The sequence below is a fragment of the Sulfurospirillum sp. 1612 genome (genome assembly GCF_036556685.1).
Taxonomy (GTDB): Bacteria; Campylobacterota; Campylobacteria; order Campylobacterales; family Sulfurospirillaceae; genus JAADIZ01.
The window spans coordinates 312,236-338,668 of the sequence record NZ_CP140614.1 but is presented as its reverse complement, the minus strand read 5'-3'; the positions used below and the strand labels follow the sequence as shown (position 1 = coordinate 338,668).

At 39.9% G+C, this 26,433-nt stretch carries 25 protein-coding genes; 13 read left to right on the top strand and 12 right to left on the bottom strand.

Translation table 11 applies throughout. The annotated features are described in order from the left end of the window. Positions 1–97: 97 nt before the first annotated feature. Positions 98–916 carry an ethanolamine ammonia-lyase subunit EutC gene (eutC, locus tag SFB89_RS01725; protein ID WP_331775230.1) on the top strand — a complete coding sequence of 273 codons (819 nt, stop codon included), beginning with the start codon at positions 98–100 and terminating at the stop codon, positions 914–916. Here the strand turns inward: eutC and SFB89_RS01720 are convergent. Beyond that, positions 909–3,860: a MutS-related protein gene (locus tag SFB89_RS01720; RefSeq protein WP_331775229.1), complete on the bottom strand. Its 2,952-nt coding sequence runs from the start codon at positions 3,858–3,860 to the stop codon at positions 909–911. The genes eutC and SFB89_RS01720 overlap by 8 nt on opposite strands. Before the next feature lie 99 nt (positions 3,861–3,959). On the opposite strand from SFB89_RS01720, the gene SFB89_RS01715 reads away from it, so the two are divergent. Next, positions 3,960–4,712 (top strand): NUDIX hydrolase, encoded by a 753-nt coding sequence (locus SFB89_RS01715; RefSeq protein WP_331775228.1) that lies wholly within the window; start codon positions 3,960–3,962, stop codon positions 4,710–4,712. A 130-nt stretch (positions 4,713–4,842) separates the two neighbouring features. Then, the gene (locus SFB89_RS01710) at positions 4,843–5,298 is read left to right on the top strand and encodes a hypothetical protein (RefSeq protein WP_331775227.1); all 456 of its coding nucleotides are present in this window, start codon (positions 4,843–4,845) and stop codon (positions 5,296–5,298) included. Positions 5,299–5,313: 15 nt separating this feature from the next. On the opposite strand, the gene SFB89_RS01705 is transcribed toward SFB89_RS01710, so the two are convergent. From SFB89_RS01705 to SFB89_RS01695, 3 genes are read right to left on the bottom strand one after another with little or no spacing between them, the layout of a single operon-like run. Continuing rightward, a complete protein-coding gene (locus tag SFB89_RS01705; RefSeq protein WP_331775226.1) occupies positions 5,314–5,850 on the bottom strand; it encodes a 2-oxoacid:acceptor oxidoreductase family protein in 537 nt (178 codons plus the stop codon). Beyond that, positions 5,847–7,655: a thiamine pyrophosphate-dependent enzyme gene (locus tag SFB89_RS01700; protein WP_331775225.1), complete on the bottom strand. Its 1,809-nt coding sequence runs from the start codon at positions 7,653–7,655 to the stop codon at positions 5,847–5,849. Before SFB89_RS01700 ends, SFB89_RS01705 begins: the two co-directional genes overlap by 4 nt. 25 nt (positions 7,656–7,680) lie before the next feature. Next, the gene (locus SFB89_RS01695; protein ID WP_331775224.1) at positions 7,681–8,466 is read right to left on the bottom strand and encodes a hypothetical protein; all 786 of its coding nucleotides are present in this window, start codon (positions 8,464–8,466) and stop codon (positions 7,681–7,683) included. 170 nt (positions 8,467–8,636) lie between these two features. On the opposite strand from SFB89_RS01695, the gene SFB89_RS01690 reads away from it, so the two are divergent. From SFB89_RS01690 to SFB89_RS01655, 8 genes are all read left to right on the top strand, one after another. Further along, positions 8,637–9,785 (top strand): NAD(P)/FAD-dependent oxidoreductase, encoded by a 1,149-nt coding sequence (locus tag SFB89_RS01690; protein WP_331775223.1) that lies wholly within the window; start codon positions 8,637–8,639, stop codon positions 9,783–9,785. A gap of 163 nt (positions 9,786–9,948) precedes the next feature. Further along, positions 9,949–10,818 (top strand): branched-chain amino acid ABC transporter permease, encoded by an 870-nt coding sequence (locus SFB89_RS01685; protein WP_331775222.1) that lies wholly within the window; start codon positions 9,949–9,951, stop codon positions 10,816–10,818. A 1-nt stretch (position 10,819) separates the two neighbouring features. Next, positions 10,820–11,761 carry a branched-chain amino acid ABC transporter permease gene (locus SFB89_RS01680; RefSeq protein ID WP_331775221.1) on the top strand — a complete coding sequence of 314 codons (942 nt, stop codon included), beginning with the start codon at positions 10,820–10,822 and terminating at the stop codon, positions 11,759–11,761. Further along, a complete protein-coding gene (locus tag SFB89_RS01675; protein ID WP_331775220.1) occupies positions 11,758–12,528 on the top strand; it encodes an ABC transporter ATP-binding protein in 771 nt (256 codons plus the stop codon). The genes SFB89_RS01680 and SFB89_RS01675 overlap by 4 nt, the downstream gene beginning before the upstream one ends. Beyond that, complete coding sequence (locus SFB89_RS01670) at positions 12,521–13,246, top strand: ABC transporter ATP-binding protein (protein ID WP_331775219.1); 726 nt, start codon at positions 12,521–12,523, stop codon at positions 13,244–13,246. Before SFB89_RS01675 ends, SFB89_RS01670 begins: the two co-directional genes overlap by 8 nt. Then, positions 13,247–14,020, top strand: a complete 774-nt coding sequence (locus SFB89_RS01665) for an enoyl-CoA hydratase-related protein (RefSeq protein WP_331775218.1) — start codon at positions 13,247–13,249, stop codon at positions 14,018–14,020. A gap of 266 nt (positions 14,021–14,286) precedes the next feature. After that, a complete protein-coding gene (locus SFB89_RS01660; protein WP_331775217.1) occupies positions 14,287–15,312 on the top strand; it encodes a hypothetical protein in 1,026 nt (341 codons plus the stop codon). 24 nt (positions 15,313–15,336) lie between these two features. Further along, on the top strand, positions 15,337–16,356 hold the full coding sequence (locus SFB89_RS01655) for a 2Fe-2S iron-sulfur cluster-binding protein (RefSeq protein ID WP_331775216.1): 1,020 nt from the start codon (positions 15,337–15,339) through the stop codon (positions 16,354–16,356). Positions 16,357–16,360: 4 nt separating this feature from the next. Here SFB89_RS01655 and SFB89_RS01650 read toward each other — a convergent pair whose 3' ends face one another. The 8 genes from SFB89_RS01650 to SFB89_RS01615 all read right to left on the bottom strand — a co-directional run bounded on the left by SFB89_RS01650 (position 16,361) and on the right by SFB89_RS01615 (position 24,020). Then, positions 16,361–17,293, bottom strand: coding sequence for a PaaX family transcriptional regulator (locus SFB89_RS01650; protein ID WP_331775215.1), 933 nt, complete (start codon positions 17,291–17,293; stop codon positions 16,361–16,363). Positions 17,294–17,364: 71 nt separating this feature from the next. Then, complete coding sequence (locus tag SFB89_RS01645) at positions 17,365–17,970, bottom strand: hypothetical protein (RefSeq protein ID WP_331775214.1); 606 nt, start codon at positions 17,968–17,970, stop codon at positions 17,365–17,367. Positions 17,971–17,973: 3 nt separating this feature from the next. Then, positions 17,974–19,275 carry a phenylacetate--CoA ligase family protein gene (locus SFB89_RS01640; protein WP_331775213.1) on the bottom strand — a complete coding sequence of 434 codons (1,302 nt, stop codon included), beginning with the start codon at positions 19,273–19,275 and terminating at the stop codon, positions 17,974–17,976. Between the two features lie 2 nt (positions 19,276–19,277). After that, a complete protein-coding gene (gene pcaF, locus SFB89_RS01635) occupies positions 19,278–20,501 on the bottom strand; it encodes a 3-oxoadipyl-CoA thiolase (RefSeq protein WP_331775212.1) in 1,224 nt (407 codons plus the stop codon). Beyond that, positions 20,498–20,944 (bottom strand): hydroxyphenylacetyl-CoA thioesterase PaaI, encoded by a 447-nt coding sequence (gene paaI / locus SFB89_RS01630; protein ID WP_331775211.1) that lies wholly within the window; start codon positions 20,942–20,944, stop codon positions 20,498–20,500. The genes pcaF and paaI overlap by 4 nt, the downstream gene beginning before the upstream one ends. Further along, positions 20,937–22,457, bottom strand: a complete 1,521-nt coding sequence (locus tag SFB89_RS01625; RefSeq protein ID WP_331775210.1) for a 3-hydroxyacyl-CoA dehydrogenase — start codon at positions 22,455–22,457, stop codon at positions 20,937–20,939. Before SFB89_RS01625 ends, paaI begins: the two co-directional genes overlap by 8 nt. A gap of 1 nt (position 22,458) precedes the next feature. Next, a complete protein-coding gene (paaG, locus tag SFB89_RS01620) occupies positions 22,459–23,250 on the bottom strand; it encodes a 2-(1,2-epoxy-1,2-dihydrophenyl)acetyl-CoA isomerase PaaG (RefSeq protein WP_331775209.1) in 792 nt (263 codons plus the stop codon). Beyond that, positions 23,250–24,020, bottom strand: coding sequence for an enoyl-CoA hydratase-related protein (locus SFB89_RS01615; protein WP_331775208.1), 771 nt, complete (start codon positions 24,018–24,020; stop codon positions 23,250–23,252). The genes paaG and SFB89_RS01615 overlap by 1 nt, the downstream gene beginning before the upstream one ends. Positions 24,021–24,184: 164 nt before the next feature. Here SFB89_RS01615 and paaN point away from each other — a divergent pair, with 164 nt between their 5' ends. Together paaN and SFB89_RS01605 are read left to right on the top strand one after the other, a co-directional pair. Then, positions 24,185–25,840, top strand: a complete 1,656-nt coding sequence (paaN, locus tag SFB89_RS01610) for a phenylacetic acid degradation protein PaaN (protein WP_331775207.1) — start codon at positions 24,185–24,187, stop codon at positions 25,838–25,840. Next, on the top strand, positions 25,840–26,433 hold the full coding sequence (locus SFB89_RS01605) for a hypothetical protein (protein ID WP_331775206.1): 594 nt from the start codon (positions 25,840–25,842) through the stop codon (positions 26,431–26,433). Before paaN ends, SFB89_RS01605 begins: the two co-directional genes overlap by 1 nt.

Sequence of the window (26,433 nt, the reverse complement as noted above, 5' to 3'; positions counted from 1 at the left end):
TGATTCTGCCCCCATTATCTACAAATGAAGCAACTCGCATGAGACATCAAAGAAATTGTAAGGTAAAATAATAAAAACGAAATGCAGTGGAGAGACGATGCAACACGACAATGATAATATACCATCCACGCACACAGAAAATCCTTGGCAACAACTCCGTCACTATACCGATGCGAGGATTGGTCTCGGACGTGCGGGAATCAGTATTCCAACTTCTCATATGTTAGCATTTGAGCTTGCTCATGCTAAGGCACAAGATGCCGTCCATGAACCGCTTGATATACCAAAATTCACAGCCGAGTTAAAACAAAACGATTTTAAAGCCCTCATTTGTGTGCACTCTCAAGCCAAGAATAGAGACACATACCTCCAGCGTCCTGATTTGGGTCGCAGGCTAGATTCCCCCTCTTGTGAAACATTACAGTCTGAAAAAGGGGTGTATGATCTTTCGATTATCATCGCCGATGGACTCTCTTCTCAAGCCATCAACAATCATGCCATCCCCTTTTTAGTACAGCTACGACATGCGCTGGATAGGGATGCTCAAACGTGGAATCTCGCACCTCTTGTTCTTGTGCAACAAGGACGTGTGGCAATCGGCGATGAGGTTGGTGAGATTTTAAACGCAAAAATGACACTTATCTTGATTGGGGAACGTCCCGGTCTTAGTTCCCCTGATAGCCTAGGGCTTTATCTCACATGGCATCCAAAAATCGGGACTACGGATGTGGATAGAAACTGTATCTCCAATATTCGCACAGAGGGATTGAGCCCTGAAAAAGCAGCGCAAAAGGCGCTTTATTTGCTGAGGGAGTCTAGAAGATTACAGCTCTCAGGAGTCCAGCTCAAAGATCGCACATCCGAAGATTTTATCACGGGAACTATCTATCATGAGACTCAAACAACTATCACTTGATGATAAGCTCTAAGCCTTTTGACGTAGCAACAAAACCCTCGATGATGATTTTGCCCTCATGTACCATTTTGTGGTGATGTTTGCAAAGAGGGATAAGATTGTAGCGGTGATTTTGGTTGATATGGTCAATCCGCCCTGTATCATCGGCCTCTTTTTGTGCTTTGATATGATGGACATCGTCTGCTTTTTTACCACAAATCGCACAAGTGGAGAGATAAAGCTCTTTGTTGTAGGTACTCGTTTTCTTCTGCGACAATCGCTCAAGCGGCGCATACTCATCACTGATGCGTTTTCGTATGGCATTGGCGGTTTTTAAGAACTCTGCATCCATATGAAGTGATTTGGCAAATTCTAAACCATACTGTGAACTCCCACTTCCAAATTTGAGTTTTCTATCAAAAATCAGCTTGTCTTCATCATGATTATACATCACGCTCAAGTGCAAAGAGAGGACGTTTTTGAGTGCGGCAATCTCTTTGAGCAGAGGCAATTGATGCAAGTGGGTGGCAAACAAAAAGAGAGATTCCAACTTCGCCAGCTTTAAAATAGCGCTTGCTACAATACTGACACCACTTTGTGTTTCGGTTGAGTGACTAATCTCATCACCTAAGATGAGGGATTTTTTGTTGGCACGATTAAAGATATTTTTGAGCTCCATCATCTCCACTGCAAACGAGGAGAGCCCTTTGGCGATATTATCAGCCGCAGAAATCCGTGTAAAGATATTATCAAAGAGCATCAATCGCATCGACCGAGCCGGCACAAAAAATCCTGCTTGCGCCAAAATCACACAAATACCTATGGCTTTCATAAGGGAGCTTTTGCCGGAGCTGTTGATACCATAGAGTAAAATCCCGTGCGTTTTTTTAAGAAACAATGATTCTGCTTTGGCCGCTTTCAAGATAACATTCTCAGCATCAATCTCTTTGGCACAGCTCAAATCACCCAAAATAATATCATTAGGCACATACACGCCACGCCCTTCATTGGCCTCGATGATGGGATGGCGCACATCGCACAATTCGATAAAGTTGGTATCATTAGACTCTTTTTGGATAATCTGTGGCTTAACATAACCGTATTTTTTTGATGTTTTGATATTGGAAACCGCCACATCGATTTCGGAGATAAATAGTACTAAGTCCTCTAACAGCGTGGCAAATTTTTTCTCAAATTCCATCACCATCTCTTTAAACAGTGCTTTGTTTAATTCTACAATCTTTTTAGCATTGTGTACGTATTTGTCGGAAATCTCATTGATAAGTGTATTGGTGATTTTGACGTTGGTCGTCTGAACTTTGATTGAAAAATCTTTGAAAAGATAGAGCGTATCATCAACAATCAAATGGGATTGGAGCAACGCCTCTTTGATACTCATAAATCTGCTTTTAGTCAGACCAATATAAAAGCCCTCTTTATCCAAGCGGTTAATCGTCACAAAGTTTTCATTGGATTGTCCCAGAATGTCCAAAATATGCTTACGAAAAATATTGACCTTCTCTTTAAGTGCCCGGTTCTCAGCCAAAAGGGCGTCGATTTTGGGATCTACACCCTCTTGTACCATATTTTCATCGACATCTTTGAGCATGTATCTACCACAAACATTCAAATCAAAGGTGGCATCAATCGCTTTGATAAATAAGCCCAATTCTTCCGAACTACACGGTGGCGTGAAAAAACGGTAATTTTCCATAAATCGTACCACTTCTCTGATTGAGACTAAGGAGTCATAGAGATAATTTAGTTCATACGGGTGCAATCGCGTGAGTTTGATACGACGCGTTAGGCGCTCGATATCATAGATATTTCCCAATTCACTCTCAATAGCCCCATGATAATCAAATAATTCATCTGAGAGTTTATAGCGACGATTAATCTCTTTGGCATCTTTGATTGGATGGGTAAGGCGCTCTTTTAACAATCGCTTTCCCATCGCCGTAGATGTCGCATTGATTAGCTTAAATACAGAAGGGTTGTGTGGTGTTTCGATGATATTGAGCTGTTCTAGGGCATTATTGCCTAGATAGACAAAACGACTGGTATCAAGGCGATTGGGATGGGAGAGCTTTTGGATGATATGGGGATCATGACCAATGACAAAATCGATTAAAATCGCCAATGATTCACTCGCCAGTGGGCTGAGTTCCATATCAAGATGCTCGATGGGTGAGAGTAGTGTCTCAATCCGAAAAACACTTTTAAAGAGTTCATTTTGATAGGAAATCTTCGGATGAAACGTGCCGATATGAAAGGTTTTGGAGCTGAGTTCTAAATACTCAATAATCTCTTGTTGTTGGATTGATTTATCCGCAAATGTAACCACGACTTCGGATGTTTTGTGCATGTGCATGTAGTTAAAAATCTCATCAAGTGCAAAACTGCCATCTTCTTTGGTACCATAGACTTCATTATAATAGCATTTGCCCGTGGTCACGTCAATCGCACTGTATCCGATATGGTAATTATTGTCTTGATATTTATCAATGACAAGGGAGGTGATATTGTTTTCGTCTTGATCGACGACAAAATCAAAATTGGTACCCGGACTGATAATGGCATCAAGATAACGGCTTACTTTGGGTGGGACACCCCGTTGGCGGATGATGACAACCGTATAGCGTTGTTCTGCGATAATACGGGCTAAGTGTTTTTCAAATGACACCGCAGGGACACCTGCCATGAGGGGGTTTTCTTTTGAATTTTCAATAATTGATTTATTTTTTCTAGTGAGTTGGATATTTAAAAGCTCCGCAATCTCTTTGGCTTTGCCGATTTTGAGCTTTTCATTGTTCACTTCATAAGTCTCAAAAAATGTGCCTACTTCCATCAATACCACGACATCTTTGCCATATTTTTGTTCAAACAGTTTTTGAATATCAAAATATGCTGCGGTAAGGAGCTTTGACTTATCTGTTAAAATTTCTGCTACTTCTGTATTTATCATGAGGGGATTTTAGCAAAATTTTTCTTGGAGTTTGGTTGCAGTTGAAATCTTATCAAAAAGTTGCTAATATGTGCCCAGTTATTTGATGAAGGAAATTTTTTGAAAGCACACTATGATTTTACCTCTTTTGAGTTGAAAGAAGATCGCTATGATGGCATCAGTATCACCTGCCTTAATATCCAACACTCCCTGTTAGAGTTTGAAAAAGAAATTCAAGTCATCTTGAAAAATCTCACAACAAAAAAACTCCTGTGGATCACACTCTCTATTGAACACTCTAAATTTATTCCTATTTTGACCCAGCATGGATTTCTCTTTCATCATTGTAATGAACGCGATATTACGCTTGTTAAAAAACTCATCAAAAATCCCATCATACCCACCGCTGTCAATCACACGCTAGGCGTGGGGGTCGTCGTGCGTCATGACGATGATCTCTTGGTCATCAAAGATCGCATTTGGCAGACGTACAAACTCCCTGGTGGATTTATCGATGATGGTGAAAATATCTCCCAAGCAGTCGTGCGAGAAGTTTTTGAAGAAACCGGTATCGATGTCACTTTTGAGGCAATCACCAGTCTCGGACATTTTTTACCTGCTCAATTTGGAGAATCCAATCTTTATGTCATCGCTATCGCCACACCCTTATCCACCCACATCGACATCCAAGATAATCATGAGATACTAGAAGCCAGATGGATGAATATCGATGAATACCTCAACCGTGAGGATGTACTCCCCTATAACAAAGCCATCGTCAAGAGTACTCTTTCAGAGAAAAAGGGTCTCAGTATGCACCAAGGCACTGAGCTCATTAAAAGACCTAATATCAATTATGAACTCTTTTTTTAACCCAAAGCAAAACGTTTCATAAATAAATAATTTAATAAAATAACGTTACAATGTAATATTTTAAAGGCTAAGGAGTTTTCTATCAAATCTGAGACAGTTACTTTCAATTACCCTCTACTTGTCGTGTATCATGATAACAGTACCCGCTTATATTAACACTATTATAGATACTCCCGTGATACAATATCTGTTGCATGAGCGCCCTATCTTTTTAGCTTTTGGTTTGGCTCTTATGGTGATTATTGGTATCTTTTTTCTCATCAAGAGACTAACAAGAGCAAAATATTTCGCCTATAAAGCAGATGTGATTTATGACCTCCCATGGCGTTGGAATTGGAAGAAAAACACCATCTGTAATCTATGGTGCTATTGTCCTAAGTGCCATCAAGCCTTGGTATATGATGATACAAACCATAACGCAATCTCGGATTTAACGAAAACCGATTTTATTTGCGAACATTGTGATTCACAGATTATGGCGAGCATCAAAGGCGGTAACAAACAGTTTGTTATCAATTTAGTACAATGGGAAATCAGAAAAAAAATCCAAACCGGAACGTACCAAAGTGCTCTTCTAAAAACATAAAGAGACCAGATTGCCTTAGCGTGATGCTTGGGCATCCTTCATCGCTTGATGCAACACTTTAATATTCTTATCTGCTACTGTTGCATTCATCTGTGTGATGGCCTTCTCAATTTCTGCTTGCGAAAAAGGGAAATTTGGATCTTTTGCTAACGTTATCCCGAGCATGTAAACATTGAGTGCTTGGATGTCAAATTCTTTCGCTTTTGCTTTTTGATAGGCATCGATTTTTACTGTTTCATACTCAAGCTCGGGGAAATTTTCACCAGCATTAACAAGCAGGGTGCCCTTTGTTTTATTGAGGTATTGGATATTTCGCAATCCTTCATCACCATCAAGAGCCAGTAAAAGATCAGCTTGTCCCTGATCGATTGCCGGAGAGTAAAAATCCCCTACTTTGACATAACACGACACCGAACCCCCACGTTGGCTCATCCCGTGATTCTCCGTCCCGATACACTCCTCATCAAGAAGAGCAGCGGCGATACTTAACACTTTGACCAAGAAAACAGCACCCTGTCCACCAATACCAGCTATGACGACTTGATATCTCATCGTTGTACCTCCTCAAAAGCACCCGTTGGACACACATCATCCAAACAGGCAGAACATCCGATACATAAAAAAGGATCGATTTCAATCTTATGGTCTTCATTATAAGCCATCGGAGGACACTTATACGCCGTCGTGCAGATATCACACGCCACACATTTGTCTTGATCCACTTGTGCATAAGTCCCGGGGAGTTTTTCATATGAAATCTCTTTATCCAAGACACAAAATTCTCGAATGACCGCCACGACTGGCCCAAGCGATGCTTGATAGCGCTCTTTTAGACTTTTCATAAAATCAATGGTTTTATCAATCTCAGGGACGTATTCGTATTCCAAACACTCCACACCACAACCTTGGACTATTTTTTTGATGTCAATATGCTGTGGATTAGCGCGTTCTGGCGTGACTTGTCGTCCGGTCATCGCGGTGGTTGAATTATCTAAAATCAACAAGACAAAGCGATGGTTTTGACTCACCGCATTGATAAGTGGCGCAACACCTGAGTGTAAAAAGGTACTATCTCCGATGGTAGCAACAACTGTTTTATTGGTATCAGCAAGTGAGAAACCGCTCGCCAGTGAGATGGAAGCTCCCATACATAAAAACGCATCAATCGCTCCTTGATTCAATCCCAATGTATAACATCCGATGTCAGAAGCATAGATGGATTTGTTTTTCTTAAAAACCTTCATCATCGAGAAGAATACATCACGGTGCGGACAACCCGGGCAGAGGTTTGGTGGACGATTTTGTAGCTCATTTTCGTATTTTTCATTTTTGTAAAAATCACTTTTTTGAATGATGCCAACATTGGAGAAGGCCGCGAGCACTTTATCTTTAGTAAATTCATCAATCACGTGTAAATCATGGGTGAGTTTACCATGAAGTTTTGGGGAGCTGAGCTGCTCTTCGATACAAGGATAACTCTCTTCAAAGACGATGACTCTCTCATAGTCTTCAAACAGTGCTTCGATTTGCTCTTTTGGCAAAGGATAAGGCATATCAAATTTGAGTACATCAGCTTCAATTTTCATCTCTTCTATGGCCTCTTTCACATAACCATCACCCGTACCACTGGTGAGACAGAGAACTTTTTTGCCGGTGAGATTTTTGGTTTTGGGTTCTATTAAATTGTTCCAATTAAATGCTTTGATACTCTCGATTTTCTCGATTAATTCCAAACCTTGACGAAACCTACCCGTCGGTGGCACACCTGCCCATCTAGGAATATCTCTGATGAATTTCCCCTCATTAGGCTCAAAATTGAGTGCATCATCCACATCACAAATCTCTCTGGCATGACTCACCCTCATGACCGGGCGCAACATCACAACGCTTTCAAACTGATGTGAGATTTCAAGTCCGAGTTTGACCATATCATAAGCTTCTTGTGGAGTTGCAGGGTCTAAGACAGGGATTTTGGCAAATTTTGCAAAACTGCGACTGTCTTGTTCGGTTTGAGAAGAATAAAATCCCGGATCATCGGCACTCACCAGCAACATCGCCCCTTTAAGCCCGATATAAGCCGCGCTCATCAATGCATCACTAGCGACATTTAATCCCACTTGTTTCATCGTAGCACAGGTTTTTTTACCAGCAATTGCTCCAGCATACGCCACTTCAAATCCAACTTTTTCATTCGTCGCCCACTGTGCATACGCTTGGAGGTCAAAATGTTTTTGATACTTTTGAAAGCTCCCTAGGATTTCACTTGATGGTGTTCCGGGATATCCAGAAATCATATCAACACCTGCATGAATCAAGCCCAAAGCAATGGCTTCATTCCCCATAAGAATTTGTTTCATAAATCAACTCCCCTTTTTGTGAAATCTAAGATGCATATTTATCTAAAAATGCAATAAACTCTCTCGTTGCATCTTCAGGATAGGATTTGAGAATATTTTTGGATTTTTTAATGTGTTCTTGCAATGGCAGAGTATCGATAGAATCAATATATAAAATATCTTCGATACCATCAATCTCAAATGAACATTTATCAAAATGCAATACAATGCTAGCATCATTAAATTGTAGTTTATTAAACTTGACATTAGTGGCTGCAAATTCGCACTCTTTTGTTTTTATTTTGACCTTCATCGCAGATTTTAATTCCAGCAATTGAAGAATGGTGAGTAAAGAATAGTGGGCTTTGGTTTCAACATTTAAAGAGACGAGAATTTTTGAGATGGTCACTCGCATCTCTTTGGCATCTTCTTGAGAGAAAAAATCAGAATTGGTCATGTCCACCGCATCGATGATATCGGCATAATCATCTTTGACTTCATAAGTGTCATTGATCATCTCTTTGCCCTCATGCATCAAAATAATCCGTTTTGACAACTCTTTGAATACTTTCGTATAGTTTTCGGTGTTGATGCTGATAGTATCTGGCAATTTATACTTTTCATAATACATCAAATTAGTATTTTGGATTTGCAAAAATCCTCTCTTTAGTAGGTATTCACATCCATCTGCAATCTTAGCGTTGATATCGAGGTTGTGAAACTCTTTGGTATAAACAACATTTTTAAAATCTTTTTGCGAGAAAGCCGTGCCTTGATTTTTTATGGCGTAGGTCAAAATGTTGACGATCAGTTCAAAAGTACAACTTTTCATCGAATCCTTTCAATTTAGAATTATTAATTTTATACAAAAACTACTTAATCTTCAGTTATAGGGATATTTATCTAATATTTTATCAAGTGTTTTATGTTATACTACAAAAAAATAATTAAATCAGTTATAAGTGTATTATTTATTATCTGTAAATTTATATAGGATTATGAATGAATCAAAACAACAAAAAAAAGATCATAGTCATAGGTGGCGGTTATGCTGGTATTTCGCTTTTGCACGAATTAAAAGGACACAATAATCTCACGCTTACCCTCATCGACAAAGCCCCGCATCATTTGATGCAAACACACATCCATAAATACTTATCAGGATATTATAATCGGTCCGAGCTTTTGTATGATTATCGTACTTATTGTGAAAAAAACGGTATCGAATTTATCCAAGATGAAGTGACACATATAGCATTCAACGAACAATTCATCCAAACAAAAAACTCCCAAAGATACGACTATGACGTCGTTGTAATCGCGACCGGTTCTTGCTCGTTTTTTCCTTCTCAAATCAAAAATGTAACCCAATTTACCAAAGATATCAAAGCGATTGAGCATCTTGATTTTTATCGAAAAGCCTTTTTAGACCTCTTGCATTCAGAGCCCAAAAATCGTCATATTGTCGTTGTGGGAGGAGGTGTTTCGGGATTGCAAATCGCTTGTGAATATGCACACACCATCCAATCTCATGATTTAACGCCCCAAAATATTGATGTTACATTAGTAGAAGGCCTCGATACGATTTTGCCCAATATGGATCCTTTTTTGATCGAAAAATCACGCCTTAGATGCGAGCAATTAGGCATCAAAATCATCACCAAACGGTTTGCTTCTGAGTTAGATGAAAACAAAATCATCCTATCTGATGGGAGTGCTATTGATTATGATCTTCTGATCTTTGTCATCGGAGTCATAGGCAATGCGATAGAGAAAACTAGCGATGGCATCACCCCAAATCCACGAAATCAATACATCGTTGATGAGTATTATCAGATTCCTTCCTATCCCAATGCTTATGCCATCGGAGATGTCGTGCAAGCACGTGATGTCAAAACCAATAATTTCCAAGCACCCACAGCACAAGCTGCGAGAATGCAAGCCTTATTGGTATCAAAAAATATCCTCAAGCGTCTCGAGCACAAAACGGGCACCAAAAATAATATCTCCAATAAAGGAATTTTTATCGATTTAGGAGGAACCAATTGTGCCATCGGTAAGCTTTTTTCTATCAATCTCAGTGGAAAAATTGCACTTTTTATGAAAAAACTCATTTACGCCTTACATATAAGAAAACTTAATAAAATGTAAAAAAGTAATAAAAAAAAATAAAAAAAATAATGTACTACATATTTATGTAAAGTTTAAGTATTATTGTAATAGACTTTTTGAAGAGACCCCTTACATATCAAAATCAAAGGACTTAATATGAAAGAGATCATACATAAATTTGTTGTTTTTAAAGACCCTTCTCATGAGTGAATTATTACAATTTACCTTTGGGGGTCTCACGGTTGGCTTTATTTATGCCCTCGTTGGATTAGGATTTACCGTCATTTATAACTCCAGCAAGATTATCAACTTTTCACAAGGGGAGTTTGTCATGATAGGAGGCATGTCTGCGGTCTTTTTATCTTATGCTCATTTTCCTTTTGTATTGGCTTTTCCCATTGCGATATTTTTCTCATCATTGCTGGGCTATATATTATTTAAGCTGGTCTCCATATCAAAAAATTCATCTACGACATCGCTCATCATTTTAACCTTGGGCTATTCGATTTTCATAAGAGGTGCCGCACAGGTTGTGTTTGATAAACAAATGCACACCTTGCCTCCATTCATCAGCAATACCCCAATCACTATCTATGGCGCCACGATTACGCCACAAGCCATCTTGGTCATTCTTGTCTCTTTGGTAATCGTTTTGGGCTTATACGTACTTTTTAACAAAACAAAAATCGGAAAAGCAATGCTAGCAACCGCTGATAACAAAAACGCCGCCAAATTAGTAGGTATCTCCGTACGCAAGATTTTGATTTGGAATTTTATGATTTCAGCAGGAATTGCTTCTATCGGGGGCATTGTACTGACACCCATCATCTCCACGAACTATGAAATTGGGGTCATGCTCGGGCTCAAAGGCTTTTGTGCCGCGATCATCGGAGGTATCGGTAATCCCTTTGGCGCAGTGTTTGGTGGCGTACTCCTTGGTATTTTGGAATCTTTTGTCGCAGGTTATTTGAGTAGCGAATACAAAGATGCCGTCGCCTTTATCGTATTGCTATTGATTCTATTCTTCTTCCCAGGCGGTCTGTTTGGGTCTAAAAAATTTGCGAGAGTGTAAGATGAGAAATAAAGGTTTATTTTTAGACAAGGGCATCGTTTTGATGATTGTGATATTGTGTATTTTGCCTATGTTATTGCAAAATAGTTTCCATTATGAAATTGCCATTACGAGCATGCTCAATGCCGTCATCTGTATTGGTCTTAATATGTTAGTCGGTTATGCGGGACAAATCTCCCTAGGGCATGGGGCTTTTGCCGGACTTGGTGCTTATGTGGCGGTGATTTTATCAACAACATTTGAATTTGATCCGGTTTTGAGTATCATGATATCCTGCATCGTCTTGGCTGCTTTGGCCTTTTTGGTATCCAAACCCATCCTCAAACTCGAAGGACATTATCTTGCGATGGGCACTTTGGCCATCGGTATCATCATCTCATTGGTCCTCACCAATCAATCCGATCTCACAGGCGGTCCTGATGGTATGGGCGTATCACAATTTAGTATTTTTGGCTATGTATTTGAAAATGATATGCAATGGTATGTCATCTCAGCATTTCTTTTGGTCTTTTCGATTTGGGCCCTTCAAAATGTGATTCATTCACCTTTTGGAAGGATTCTTCGCTGTATTCGAGACTCAGAGACTGCGGCCAAATCCATCGGTGCAGATGTTCCTTATTATAAGACCTATGTCTTTGTACTCTCCGTTGTCATCGCAACGATTGCAGGGAGTCTTTATACGTATTATTCAGGATTTATCTCTCCAGCAGATTCCAGTTTTACCCGCTCTATCCAATTGGTGGTTATGATTGTTTTTGGAGGATTAGGACGCATCTATGGCGCGGTTTTTGGAGCGGTCATCATCACCGCACTACCACAGCTTTTGACATCACTGCACGATTATGAACAGATGGTTTTTGGGGCTATTATCATCTTTGTCATGATTTTTATGCCAAAAGGAATCGTCTCCATTTTTGATCGGTTTAGAAAGGAGGAAATATGAGTTTACTAAAAATCTCCAATCTCTCGAAAAGCTTTGGAGGATTAAAAGCACTCGATGATATCTCATTTGAAGTAAAAGAGGGCACGATTCACGCCCTCATCGGCCCCAATGGTGCAGGTAAAACCACACTGGTAAATATGATTTCTGGTATCTATTCAATCGAGGAGGGACAAATCTTTTTTAATGACAAAGAGATTACCAATACGCCAACACACAAACTGGTGAACCAACATATCGTAAGAACCTTCCAAAATCTAGAGATTTGCGAAAACATGACCGTGATGGAAAATGTGCTTTTGGGATTTAACATCAATATGAACAAAAGCCTGCTTAAATGCTCATTTCAGTTTGAATCCATCATTGATGATGAAGAAAAATTCAAACACATCGCCCTCTCCCACCTCAAACGCATCGGACTGGAAAGTGTGGCGTATAAAAAATGCTCCGCGCTCTCTTATGGGGTGCTCAAAAAAGTCGAGATTGTCAGAGCCCTAGCCAACAATCCAAAATTGTTGCTGCTTGATGAACCTGTCGCCGGGCTCAATGGTACGGAGACGGCTGAGATTGCTGAGATTATTCGTGAAATTGCCGCTGAGGGCGTTACTATTTTGTTGATTGAACATGATATGAAGATGATTATGAATATTTCAGATTTTATCACTGTGGTGAATTTTGGGAAAAAATTAGCCGAGGGTACGCCTAAAGAGATTGCATCAAATCCCGAAGTCATCAAAGCCTATTTAGGGGAAGGATCCTTACATGCATAAGTCTGATACGCTACTGAAAATCAGTGATTTAGATTGTCATTATGGACACATTCATGTGTTGCAAAATATCAATATAGAAATCAAAAAAGGCGAAATCGTCGCGCTCATCGGTGCCAATGGCGCAGGAAAAACGACGTTGATGAAAACCATCTCCGGGCTTAAAATACAAGATCGTGGGGATATCATCTACAAAGACAATATTGATATCACAAAATCATTGCCGGAGAAAAGAGTCAAACTTGGCATCGCTCAAGTGCCTGAGGGACGCGAACTCTTCAAATCCATGAGCGTGTATGACAACCTTATGTTGGGCTCTTATACCAGAAGCAACAAAAATGATATTCAGGATGATTTGGATTTTGTATATGAAAAATTTCCAATTCTTTTTGAGAAAAAGGAGATCATCTCTGGCAATCTCTCCGGCGGACAACAGCAAATGCTCGCCATCGGCAGGGCCTTGATGTCAAAGCCTGATCTCTTATTGATGGATGAGCCGTCGATGGGATTGGCTCCGGTGATTGTCGAGGAGATTTTTGCCTTTATCGAAGAGTTAAAAAAAATTCACATGACCGTCTTTTTGGTTGAGCAAAATTCTTATTTTGCGCTGAGTATCTCCAATCATGCTTATGTTCTTGAAAACGGAGAGATTGTACTCAGTGGCAATTCAGAAGATTTAATCAAAGACAAACGTGTCAAAGAAGCTTATTTAGGAATGTAAATGAATTATAAAAATATTATTGTGGAAGAATTAGATAATGGTGTGGGCATCATCACACTCAACCGACCCGAAGCTTACAATGCCATCAATAACGCTTTGCTGGCAGAGGTTTCTAATGCTATCAAAGATTTTGATGCCAATCCTGATATAGCAGCGGTGGTATTAACCGGTGGGGAAAAAGTGTTTGCAGCGGGAGCAGATATCAAAGAGTTGGCAGAGTTAGATTTTGCCAGCGCTTATCAGAATGAATTTATCAAAAAAGAGTGGTATGCCCTAGAGCATCACATCAAACCCATCATCGCGGCCATCAGTGGATATGCACTAGGAGGCGGTTGTGAGATGGCGCTCTTATGCGATATTGCCATCTGTGATAAAAGTGCAAAGTTTGGACAACCTGAGGTCAAAATCGGTACCATGCCAGGAGCGGGAGGCACACAAAGACTCACCAAAGCAATCGGAAAATCCAAAGCGATGCATCTGTGTTTGACCGGTGATATCATTGACGCCGAAGAGGCCGCATCTTTTAAATTAGTCTCACAAATTGTAGATCATGATGTCAAAAGTGAAGCCATTAAAATCGCTCAGAAAATCGCCAAAATGTCCAAACCCGTGGTGAGATTGATTAAAGAGTCCATCAATAATGCCTACGAATCCAACCTACAAGCAGGACTCGCCGCTGAGCGTCAATCTTTTTATACCACATTGGCACTGGAAGATAGAATCGAGGGGATGGAAGCCTTCATCCAAAAGCGCCCACCAAACTTTAAAAATTAATCCACTATAGATTCAAAATAATACAAAAAATATAACTATACTATTTTTTTAGTATAGTTATATTTCAAAAACATCTCATTAACTCAAAATATTGATAAAATCCCTTAAATACTTATAGTTTAGCTGTTTCTTTCTGGTCATAATTTGCACTATTTGTTCCAAAAAAGTAAGAATTTAAGCATTTATTAAAATATATATGATACAATAATTTTAGTTATAGATAAATTTTTGAATTATATTTATATAAAACTTTATAAGGAGCAAAAATGTCAAGCAGAGAAAAACTTGCCGGCACAATGGAATTACCACCACCAACAGAACAGCCAAATGTTTATCCACTAAGTTGGGTTAATGAAACCATGAAGTTACAAGAAATCTGGGATGCCTCTCAAAGAGAGTATTGGGACCCTGCAAAACTGCCTTGGGATACTTTTGATGTTTCAAAATACACATGGGAACAAAGAGAGTCTATCGCTTATTGGTGGACCATCCTCTCTGTATTTGATGCTTCTGCGCCACCGGTATTTGCATCTGCACTGATTAAGACTTATGAATTGCATGAAGAGGATTTAGTACGAAGATGTTTCTTTTCTGTTACAAGAGATGAACAAAATCACGAACAAATGTGTGGTATGGCTATCACAAAATTATTAGAACATCCAGACCCAATCACCTATACACCCAAAACCGACATCGGTCGTAGACTCCAAAAAAATGCGAAATGGTTGTATTACAATGGGGGACGATATTGGGATGGTTACAAACATGCCGTGCCAAAATACTCTCTAGCGGTCCTTTTCTCATCATTTTTGATGGGTGAAATCGCAGCAGCTACTATCTTTCATCAAATGTCAGCAGGATGTAGTGAGCTTGTATTTAAAGAGGGCTTTAAGAAAATCGGTATGGATGAAGGGCGTCATATGGCCATCATCTTGACATTGATGGAGCGCGATTATCCAAAACTCAATGATGAAGATAAAGCGACGATTACCAAACAAATCAGAGCCGGTTATCTGTTCCTCTCCGCAGTCTTATTTGAGCCACCTCTTGATTTTTGGGATATTCCATCAGACTTTATCGACAATCAAAGAGAAGGGGAAGCTTTTGCTAGGGAAGCTGGTTTTCACATCCCTGAATATGAAGCGAAAAAAGAGAATTGGAAAAATGCCATGTTGAACCTCAAAGGGGTTTTAGATAAATACGATACAGAATTCCCAGCGATTCCAGAAGTAGGTATCACAGGCAAAGAAGTCAATGATATCGATATGGAAGACATCATCCCAGTATTCTAAAAAATTTAATATAGGTCAAAGATCATGAAAAAAATAATCATCCAACCATCGGGCAAATCTATCGATTGCCCCGATGGGGAATCCGTACTTTCCGTCTTAGAAAAACAAGGATACGCCCTACCTAACAATTGCCGAGCTGGTGCTTGTGGAGAGTGCAAGATCAAAGTTTTAAGTGGTACCTTTGACCAAGGGTTTGTCATGGACATGGCACTATCTCAAGCAGACAGAGCCGCAGGATATGGTTTAATGTGCATGGCAAAACCAACTTCTGATGTGCTAGAAATTGAATTTGGAACTCAAGATGCCCAACCGAAACTCTTTCCTCCGGTTGAAAATTCTTGGCACATCATCACTGATAAAATACAGCGAACCGATAAAATTATGGAACTCAAACTCTTGCCACTAGGCAAAGCAATCAAATTTTGGCCTGGGCAATATGCGATGATTGGCGAGGGAACTGATGAGCATCCTCTGCGTCCTTATTCTATCGCAAATGCACCAAAACAAAACGGGGAATTGAGCTTTTTTATCACTAAAGAAGCGGAGGGCAAAACAAGTCCTTGGATTCATCATGATACAAATATCGGCGATAATATCAAAGTCAATGCGCCTTATGGCACATTTTTGGGAGACCCTAGTGTCGATACTCCGATTCTCTGTTTGGCATCAGGAAGCGGTTTGGCACCGATTTTATCCCTTTTGAATGCTTACCTCAGCCGCGGTCACAAAAATCCCGTTACGTTGCTATTTTCAGCAAAAACCAAAAAAGACCTCTTGCACTTTGGTGAGATGAAATATTTAGAATCCAAATATGTCAATTTTAAATACAAATACACCCTCACACAAGAAAGCAACAAAGATGGAGGATTAGAAGGTCGAATCGATGCTATTTTACCGGATTTACTGCCAAATCTTGCAAATTATTCTATTTATATTGCAGGAAGCGTTCCCTTTGTCGAATCTTGTAAAAAAACCGTCGAAGCACTTGGAGCGGAAGAAGATTTAATCCACATGGAAGAGTATTTCGCCCAACAAGTAGGGTAGCGGATTATTTCAATCCGCCAAATCTACTAAAATAGGACTTTTGAAGTTTGGGGTTATTGCCCCCTACTGTGAGGAGGTTTTCTCTGATATATTCATTGGCTTGATTGTGAATGGAGCTATAAAGAGAGTCCACTAAAGAAGCAGCAGCCTTTCCTAACCAATCTACCGAAACCAATTCATTTCCTAATTTTGGGTCAAATAAAAGAGCCCTTCGATACTCATGAATCAATAAAATTCTCAGAATAAAACACTGTTTTGTGCTAAATTCATCAATCGGTGTTTTCAGTGTGAAAATTTTCCTAAATTTGGTGATAAAACTCTGATAGCGTTCTTCAACATCTTTTAAATCCCAAAAGACATTGACCATATCTTTTAGCATCTCTTTGTTCATCGGCATATCTGCTGTGCCATTGATGAGTAAAACATCATTTTGCAATTCATATTTAATCAAAATATCTTGCATATATTCCATCTTATAATTGGGATGTAAATAGGTAAATTTTGATTGCGATGCAAAGCCCTCTTTTTTCAAAATCTTGGACAATTCAAACTCTTTTGCCGGTTTTAGAGCATTGGTAAATAAAACAATCCAGTTATGATCCTCATCTTGTTCATCATAGGCATAAACACTATAATGCGCTTTGACAAATCGGTCGATGGCATAATCACTCAGTGAATAATAACTCTCTCTACCAAACTTTTTTGAGCTCAACCAGCCCTCTTTTGTGAGTCTAAATATCGAGGTACGTGTCAGTTTTTCGCTAATATCAAACTCTTCCATAAATTTCACTAATGAGCCCAACCAAATGGTACCACCATAAGGGAAAACGGTATCCCCAAAAAAGGTAATAATTAATGATTTTGCTTTGGGGGAAATCTCTTTGAGTAGTGCTTCTAAATACTCATCGACTTCATTCGTATTTTGATTGTTTTTCACTGTTCATTCCTATTGCTATTTAATTTGATGTATTTTATCAAAGTTTTCACAAAAGAATTCTAAATAGCTGCCTACTTTTGAGGAAAAGAATACAAATCAAATATTTTTGCATCATTTTTTGAAATATATTCTCTCCGATTCACACTAGGGGTATTCTCGATGATTACCCCCTCTTTCGCGTCCCATAGTAGCCCTTTGGTGATAAAAGCTAGTGTTGGTTCCTGATATCTTCTAATACAATTTGCAAATTCTAAGATATCGGTATGTATTGCATCCGATTTGGTGAGAACATAGCCAGATTCCAGTGGGAATATATTGTGATATTTGAGACAATATTCAAAAGAATCCATCCCCTCATAAATCAAGGCCGTATCCCAAAAATATAATCTATCATGATGGATTTTCAATTGAACAAATCCGTGCATTAATTTATGATATTTGAGCAGCTCAATCTCTTTGGCAAGAAAAAAAAGCGTATCAAAATCAAGGGTTTGGGTCATCGCATAGCCTTGAGTCGTCGGATTAAATAAAAATCCCAATTCCAACAAACGTTTGGCATAAAATGCATGATTAGAGCGCAAAATAACATCATCTTGAGCTCTAATAATCTCAGAAACAAAACTCGATGTATCAACTGTTTTCGATGGCTTCTCGAGTTTTACTTCTAAATAATGCATCTTTTATTTCTTTCTTTTATCCACAACTCTTTGAGCTTTTCCTTGACTTCTTGGAATACCACCGATTGGCTTGACATTAACTTTTACAGAAATCCCGATTCCTGATTTGATTTTGTGTTTCAACGTCTTCACCGCACTATTAATCTCGGTTTCATTCACATTTGGATTTGGCTCGATATCGATGGAGAGGTCATCCATATTGTGTTCTCGCGTGATAACCAACTGATAACATGGGCACAGTGCTTTGATTTTGAGCAAGATTTCCTCGATTTGTGATGGGAATACATTCACCCCGCGAATAATCATCATATCATCAGTACGTCCTGTAATACGCTTCATCTTTCGCATATTGAGTAAATCGCCCTGGTAAAGGGTGGAGAGATCTTTGGTTCGGTATCTAATAATCGGTAGGGCTTCGCGTGTCAATGTAGTAAATACCAACTCACCCTCTTGGCCATCTTCAATGGGTTCAAACGTATCACGATCAACGATTTCTGGATAAAAACTATCTTCCCAAACATACAAATCACCGCGATCTTCAAAAGATTCACATGCCACACCCGGTCCCATCATTTCAGAGAGTCCGTAGATATCAATGGCGGAAATCCCCACTTTTTCTTCAATCTTATTTTTCATCTCAACAGACCAAGGCTCCGCACCAAAAATACCAATCTCTAATGCAGTATCTCGGGGGTCAATTCCTCTGTTTTCTAACTCTTCTATGATATTGAGCATGTACGAAGGGGTCACCATGATAATATTGGCATTAAAATCATTTAACAGGGTCACTTGCTTATCGGTAAATCCACCAGATGCTGGTACGACCGTACAACCAAGTCGCTCCGCACCATAATGCGCACCCAATCCTCCGGTAAAAAGCCCATATCCATAAGAGACATGTAAGATATCGCCACGATGTCCACCGGCAAGTCGGATGGAGCGTGCCACCAAATCAGCCCACATATTAATATCATTTTGCGTATATCCTACGACTGTTGGCTTGCCGGTTGTTCCACTTGATGCATGAAGTCTCACGATATCACTCATCGGTGTCGCAAAGAGTCCAAATGGATAGTTTAATCTCAAATCTTCTTTTGTGGTAAAAGGAAATTTTTTAATATCTTCCAAAAAAGTAAAATCATCAGGATGCACTCCGTGTTCGTCCCACTTTTTCTTATAGTAGGGCACAAATGAATAGGCTCGAAGCAATGTATTTTTCATTCTTCTGGTTTGAAGCGCCGTCAATTCATCCTTTGAGATAAGCTCTTTTGGTTCATAACTTACCGTTCTTTTACTCTTTTCCATCTCTACTCCTTGCTTGAATTTAAGTTTTCTATGATTATCGAAATCCCTTGTCCCACACCAATACACATCGAACATAGACCGTATTTACCATTGGTCTGTTCGAGTTGATTCAACGCGGTCATCACAAGTCTCGCACCGCTCATTCCAAGAGGGTGTCCGATTGAAATCGCTCCACCGTTTGGATTGACTTTTGCCTCGTCATCTTTGAGTCCCAAACCTCGTAATGTAGCCAAAGACTGCGATGCAAATGCTTCGTTGAGTTCAAACACATCCATATCATCTAAACTCAAGCCACTCTTTTTCAAGATTTTTTGAGTGGAGTATAGCGGTCCCATTCCCATAATTCGTGGCGGTACTCCAGCGACCGCACCGATGATAATTTTCGCTCTTGGTTTTAAATTATATCTTTTTAGTGCCGCACTCGATGCGATGATAAACGCCCCTGCCCCATCATTTACACCAGAGGCATTACCCGCGGTAACACTTCCATTAACTTTAGCAAAAGGAGCACGCAAAGTGGCTAATACTTCCATCGTAGTATTGGGTTTTGGAAATTCATCACAATCTACAATCAAATCCTCTTGTTTTCTTCTTTTAACACGCACCGGAACAATCTCTTTTTTGAAAAAACCTCTTTGTGTTGCGGCTTTGCACTTCATTTGAGAATGATAAGCAAAACGGTCTTGGTCTTCTCTTGTAATGCCAAATTCTTGCGCAACGTTTTCTGCGGTTTCGGGCATCGAATCCACGCCATAGAGTTCTTTTAAGACTGGATTGACAAATCGCCATCCAATAGTCGTATCATAGACCGCGTTAGAGCGGGTAAAGGCTTGTTCTGCCTTGGGCATCACAAAAGGAGCACGTGACATTGACTCGACACCGCCTGCGATGATGAGATCACATTCACCGGTTTTGATACTGCGTGCCGCCATCGAAATAGCATCCATACCAGAGCCACAAAGTCTGTTGATGGTGGTACCGCCACTTTGATAAGGAAGTCCTGCTAACAAAGAGGCCATCCGTGCCACATTTCTGTTATCCTCACCTGCTTGGTTTGCACAGCCCATAATCACATCATCAACCTCTTCAAAATTGATAGAGGGATTGTGTTCCATAAGGTATTTGATCGTGATAGCACTCAAATCATCAGGTCTCACAGACGATAAAGCGCCACCGTATGATCCTACCGGTGTTCGTATATAATCTACGATGTATGCATCACTCACTGTATCTCCTTTAATTGTTTCTCATCTAAAATACTACCGGCCACCGCACGCGATTTTCCGACAAATAAGGCGATGGTTTCTCCTTTTTGATTGCTCACTTTAATATCATAAATACCATTTCTGCCAGATAAATATTTCTCCACACCCTCAGCCGTCAAGACATCACCCTCAAAAGCAGGCTTGACAAAGGTAATATCACAAGCAAAAGCCACAGTAGGGACATTACGACCGTTACACGCATACGCAAAGGCGGCATCTGCAAATGAAAAGATAGCACCCCCTTGGCACGTTCGGTGTCCGTTTAGCATAAATTCTTGTACCGGCATGACCAGTTTGGCATAACCCGCATCGACAGCAACAATTTTGGCTCCAAGATGATTTTCAAACATCGCTTTTTCATTCAAAGCTTTGACACATGCTTCTGCTAATTGTTTTTCATTCATAGTATTTACTTCCTGTTAAATTTTTTTCGATCAAACCTCGATCTGTTCGGTATCTTGTATCCTTATAAAATGCTTCCAATCGATCCAAGGCACTTACGATGCAATCAATTCCTAATTTGTCAGCCCATTTAAAAGGCCCAATCGGATAATTCACACCATTTTCCATCGCGATATCAGCACTTTTGACATCACACACACGGTGCGTCACAGCAGATGAGGCTTCATTGACTAGCATACTAATAGTACGCATCATGATAAGCGCGGGGGAGTCTTTCACGATGAGAGTCTTTTTGCCAATCTTATCAAAGAGTGCCGCTAGGGTATTGAGTGTGTCATCAGAGGCTAAAAGTGAACGGGCTACGGCGATGAATTCACTCTTTTCATAGTCCATACAGATATCAAACTGTGCGACTTCATTATAATCGAGCTCTTTTGATACTTCTGTGGCCATTTTCCCATTGGCAAGATAGAGGATAACGCCATGGCACTCTAAAAATCCCGTTCCTTCTTTTTTGTTGACACGAATTCCAGCCTGCTCAAACATTGCAATGAGACTGTTGGCCATTCCAAGGTCTCCGTGTACGAAAATCTCCTCAATTGGCGTGGGTTTGATGGTTGCAATATTTAGCTTGGGCTCTTCTACTGGCTTTCCATCATGATAGGTATAAAATCCTTGATTTGATTTGCGTCCTAGCAAACCCGCTTGGGCATACTCTTGCTGGGTCAGTGAAGGTTTGAACCTGGGGTCTTGGTAATAAGAATCAAAAGTAGATTGTGTCACAGCATAATTGGTATCATTGCCAATCAAATCCATCAATTCAAACGGTCCCATGCGAAAGGCTCCATGACTTTTCACAACCGCATCAATCGTCGCAAAATCTGAAACTCCCTCTTCATAAACCCGCAAAGCTTCCGCATAAAAAGGTCTGGCGATACGATTGACGATAAATCCGGGACTGGATTTCACCAATACCGCTTTTTTACCCCAAGAATTGGCGAGGGCATAAACATCTTGAATGATATTTTGATCACTTTGCAATCCCGATATCACTTCAACAAGTTTCATGATAGGTGCGGGATTAAAAAAGTGCAATCCGATGATATTTTGGGGTCTTTGCATCCCATTAGCCAAAGCAGAGATCGAAATCGATGAAGTATTTGAGGCAATCACGACATCGCCACAGATTGTTTCTAATTCTTTGAATACTTTTTGTTTAATCTCCAAATTTTCAATAATGGCCTCGATGATCAAATCACAATCTGCGAGATCTTCGATTTTCATGCTAGGGGTTATCAATGCCAGCGTCTTGTCCTTTTTCTCTTGGGTAAGCTTGCCTCTTTGTACCAATTTTGATAATTCTTGTTCATTGATTTTCATCGCATTATCAACAGCCCCATCCCAATTGTCATACAAAACGACAGAGTGATTTGACTTGGCAACAACTTGAGCAATACCTCGCCCCATGATACCGGCCCCTACGATACCAATACGTGCATTTTGATCCAGTTTCATCTTAGTTTCCTTTAAATTCAGGGGCACGCTTTTGTAAAAATGCATTCACCCCTTCTTTGTAATCGTTAGAATATCCAGCACGTCGTTGGAGATTTTTTTCTAATTCCAACTGTGCATCAAGGGAGTTTTCCATCGAAGCATTGAGCTCTTTTTTGATTAAAGAGAGTCCATAAGTCGGTGCTTTTGAGAGTTGTGTTGCCAATTGTGACACGGATTCATCGAGTGTTTCTTTTGGACACACTTTCGTAATCAATCCATATTCTAATGCCACGCTTGCCTCTAATTTATCCCCTAGCATACACAAGGCTTTAGCTCGTGCCATCCCGATAAGTCGCGGCAAGAAATAGCTAATACCGCTATCAGGTACCAAACCGATTTTACAAAACGCTTGGATAAAAGAGGCGCGCTCTGAGGCGATGACAAAATCACATGCGAGTGCAATCCCCACTCCTGCTCCGGCTGCCACTCCATTAATCTTGGCGATTACTGGAATTTCTAAATTATAAATTGATGTGATAAGGGGATTGTATTTCTTTTCAATAGAAGCACCAAGGTCAATCTTCTCATCTTGATTATTGACAGAACGATCATTGAGATCTTGTCCAGCACAAAAGGCGCGTCCTTCTCCTGTGATGACCAACACGCGAATTGTTGTATCACTTTTGATTCGCATCAGTGCATCTTTGAGCTCTTCGTGCATGGTTTCATTCAGTGAATTAAAAACTTCGGGTCGATTGAGTGTCAATTGTGCGATACTTTGAGACAACTCCAATTTGATAGTAGTATATGACATTATTTTCCCTTAAAATTTGGTTTTCGTTTTTCTTTAAATGCGTTTATTCCCTCTGTTTTATCTTCACTAGAGAGAAGTCCGGAAAAGAGCATTTTTTCATACTTTAACGAGGCATTAAGCCCCCCTTCAAATGATTCTAAAACTGCACTTTTTATCGCACTAATGGCGAGTGGAGATTTTGATGCAATGACACTGGCAAGCTCCAATGCCCGATTGATAGTCTCATCGGTGGCAACCACTTCGGAAACAAGATGCATCTCTTGTGCCCTTTTTGCATCGATAAATGTTCCACATAGTAACAGTAACATCGCATTGGATTTACCCATCGCTCTCACACTGCGTTGGGTACCCCCCGCTCCTGGCATGATGCCAAGATTGATTTCTGGTTGCCCAAATTTTGCCTTTTCACCTGCAATAATAATGTCACAATGCATCGCCAATTCACAGCCACCACCCAAGCAAAAGCCATTGACTGCGGCGATTATTGGGTGTTTGTAATTTTTGATTGACTCCCAATAAGAGGTGCGTGTATCATGAAGCGATTCTAAAGTCCCTTTTGTCGCCAATTCATCAATATCAGCACCAGCAGCAAATACTTTTTCTCCCCCGGTCAAAACTACACATTTAATCGTCTCTTTATAATGTAATAATGCGGCACTTATCTCTTGTAGTGTTTGAGTTCTGAGTGCATTATATACTTCATTACGATTCAAAGTAATGAGAAGAATGTCATCTTCATGAAGCTCGATTTTTATATCTTCAAAACTCATTTTTACCCTTTATGAAAAAAATGTATTTCAAGTTTTCTGCAAAAAGTTTAACAAATGTAATATTTATAAAAGCTTAAAAAAAATGCGATTTTTTAGGAATTTAATATATTATTAATAAAATATATAATAATATTTCTATAAACATAATACACTAAAGGATTAAAATGAGTCTTTTTGAGAAGCATAACAAAACACTGAAGCGAGCACTCGAGGAAATCAGCAATAGAGGTTTTTGGTCACCCTACTTTGAAATGCCAAGTTCAAAAGTTTATGGAGAGGGAGCAAAAGAAAAAGCAACAGAATCTTTTCAATCACAATGTGGAAAACATTTTGAAATAGATGGGTTAAAAAGTAACACTTATCTTGGCTCTGAAGTGTCACCTTATGGGTTTGACCTCAATATCAAATATCCTGCCATCGATGCAGATACTTTAATCAAGGACGCGCTTTGTGCCATGCAAGAGTGGAAAAAGATTCCCCTTGATACGCGCGCGGGTATCTGTCTTGAGATACTTGATCGTTTGAACCAACACAGTTTTGAAATGGCCAATGCCGTGATGCATACAACCGGACAACCTTATGTGATGTCTTTTCAAGCCGGAGGTCCTCATGCACAAGATCGTGGACTTGAAGCTTTGGCTTATACCTATCGACAATTAAAAAACATTCCTACAACATCTCGTTTTGAAAAACCAATGGGCAAAAATCCACCCATTGTTACAAACCGTAAATTTGTGGTCGTACCCAAAGGGATTTCTGTCATCATCACATGCTCCACATTTCCAACATGGAATTCTTATTCGGCACTCTTTTCCTCATTACTAGCGTGCAATTCTGTCATCTATAAACCCCATAGTAATGTCATTTTGCCAATTGCCCTCAGTGTTAAGATTGCACGTGACGTATTGGCAGAAAATGGAATCAATCCCAATGTTATCTCCATGATTATTAGTGAAGATCGCGCTGAAACTCAAAAACTCGTCAAAGATGAGCATGTGAAATTAATCGACTTCACCGGAAGCACTGGATTTGGTGATTGGCTGGAAAAAAATGCGCCTCAAGCCAATGTTTATACCGAAAAAGCCGGTGTCAATTGTGTCATCGTCGATCACTTTAATGACCTCAAAGCCATGGGAAGAAACCTCTCCTTGGCCCTTAGCTTGTATTCATCACAAATGTGTACGGCTCCACAAAATATCTTTATTCCAAAAGATGGGATTATCTCTAATGGAGAGAAAATCTCCTTTGATGACGTCGCTGCTATCATCACCGGCAGTATCGAAAAACTTCTCTCCGTGGATGAGCGTGCGGTTGAGATCTTGGGAGCAATCCAAAATGATGGCATCTGCCAAAGGGTGAAAGAGGCCGATACTCTCGGCACCATGTTACTTCCATCGCGTGACATCAAACATCCGCTGTTTGACAATGCGACCATCAAGACACCGGCTGTGGTGAAAGTCTCTGCCAAAGATAAAGAGCGCTATCAATCTGAGCATTTTGGGCCAGTGATTTTACTCATCGAAACCGATTCACGAGAAGATTCCCTAAACGTTTGGCAAGATACCATCAAACATCATGGCGCCATTACCGCAGGAGTGTACAGTTCAGATGAAGACTTTATAGAAAAGGTAGAAGCCATTGCTATTGATGAAAAGGTCAATCTCTCTGTCAATTTAATTGGCGGTGTGATTATCAATCACTCTATGGCCTTTACCGATTTTCATGCCACCGGAGATAATAAAGCGGCCAATTGTGCACTTACTAACGAAAATTTTGTCTCAGGGAGATATTCTGTTGTCACCATTAAAAGGGATGCATGATGCAAATTTATAAAATTGATGGGATGGTACCGGTTATCAGCCCGAAAGCTTTTGTTCATGAGAGTGCGGTGATTATCGGTGATGTCTTTATAGATGAGGGGGTTTATATCGGCCCTCTTTGCTCAATCCGCGGTGATTTTGGTCGTATTATCATCCAAAAAAATGCAAATATCCAAGATTGTTGTGTCATTCACTCATTTCCTCATCTTGATGTCGTCGTCGAAGAAAACGGTCACATTGGACACACGGTCATCTTGCATGGATGCGTGGTGAAATACAATGCGATGGTCGGCATGGGAAGTGTCGTCATGGATGAAGCGGTTGTGGGCGAAAACGCCATCATAGGAGCATCATCATTGATTCCTTCTAAAACTATTATTCCTGATAATCATCTAGCCTTTGGTAATCCTATCAAGGTCAGACGTGAACTGAGACGTGAAGAGATTGATTGGAAAACAAAAGGAACCAAAGCGTATACTGATTTGGCTTACGATTGTATCGATAATCTTGAAAAATGTGATCCATTATCACAAACAAATGAAGAGCGCGATGCGATTCGATGTCAGATGCACTTTAAAACCAAGTATGAGTAG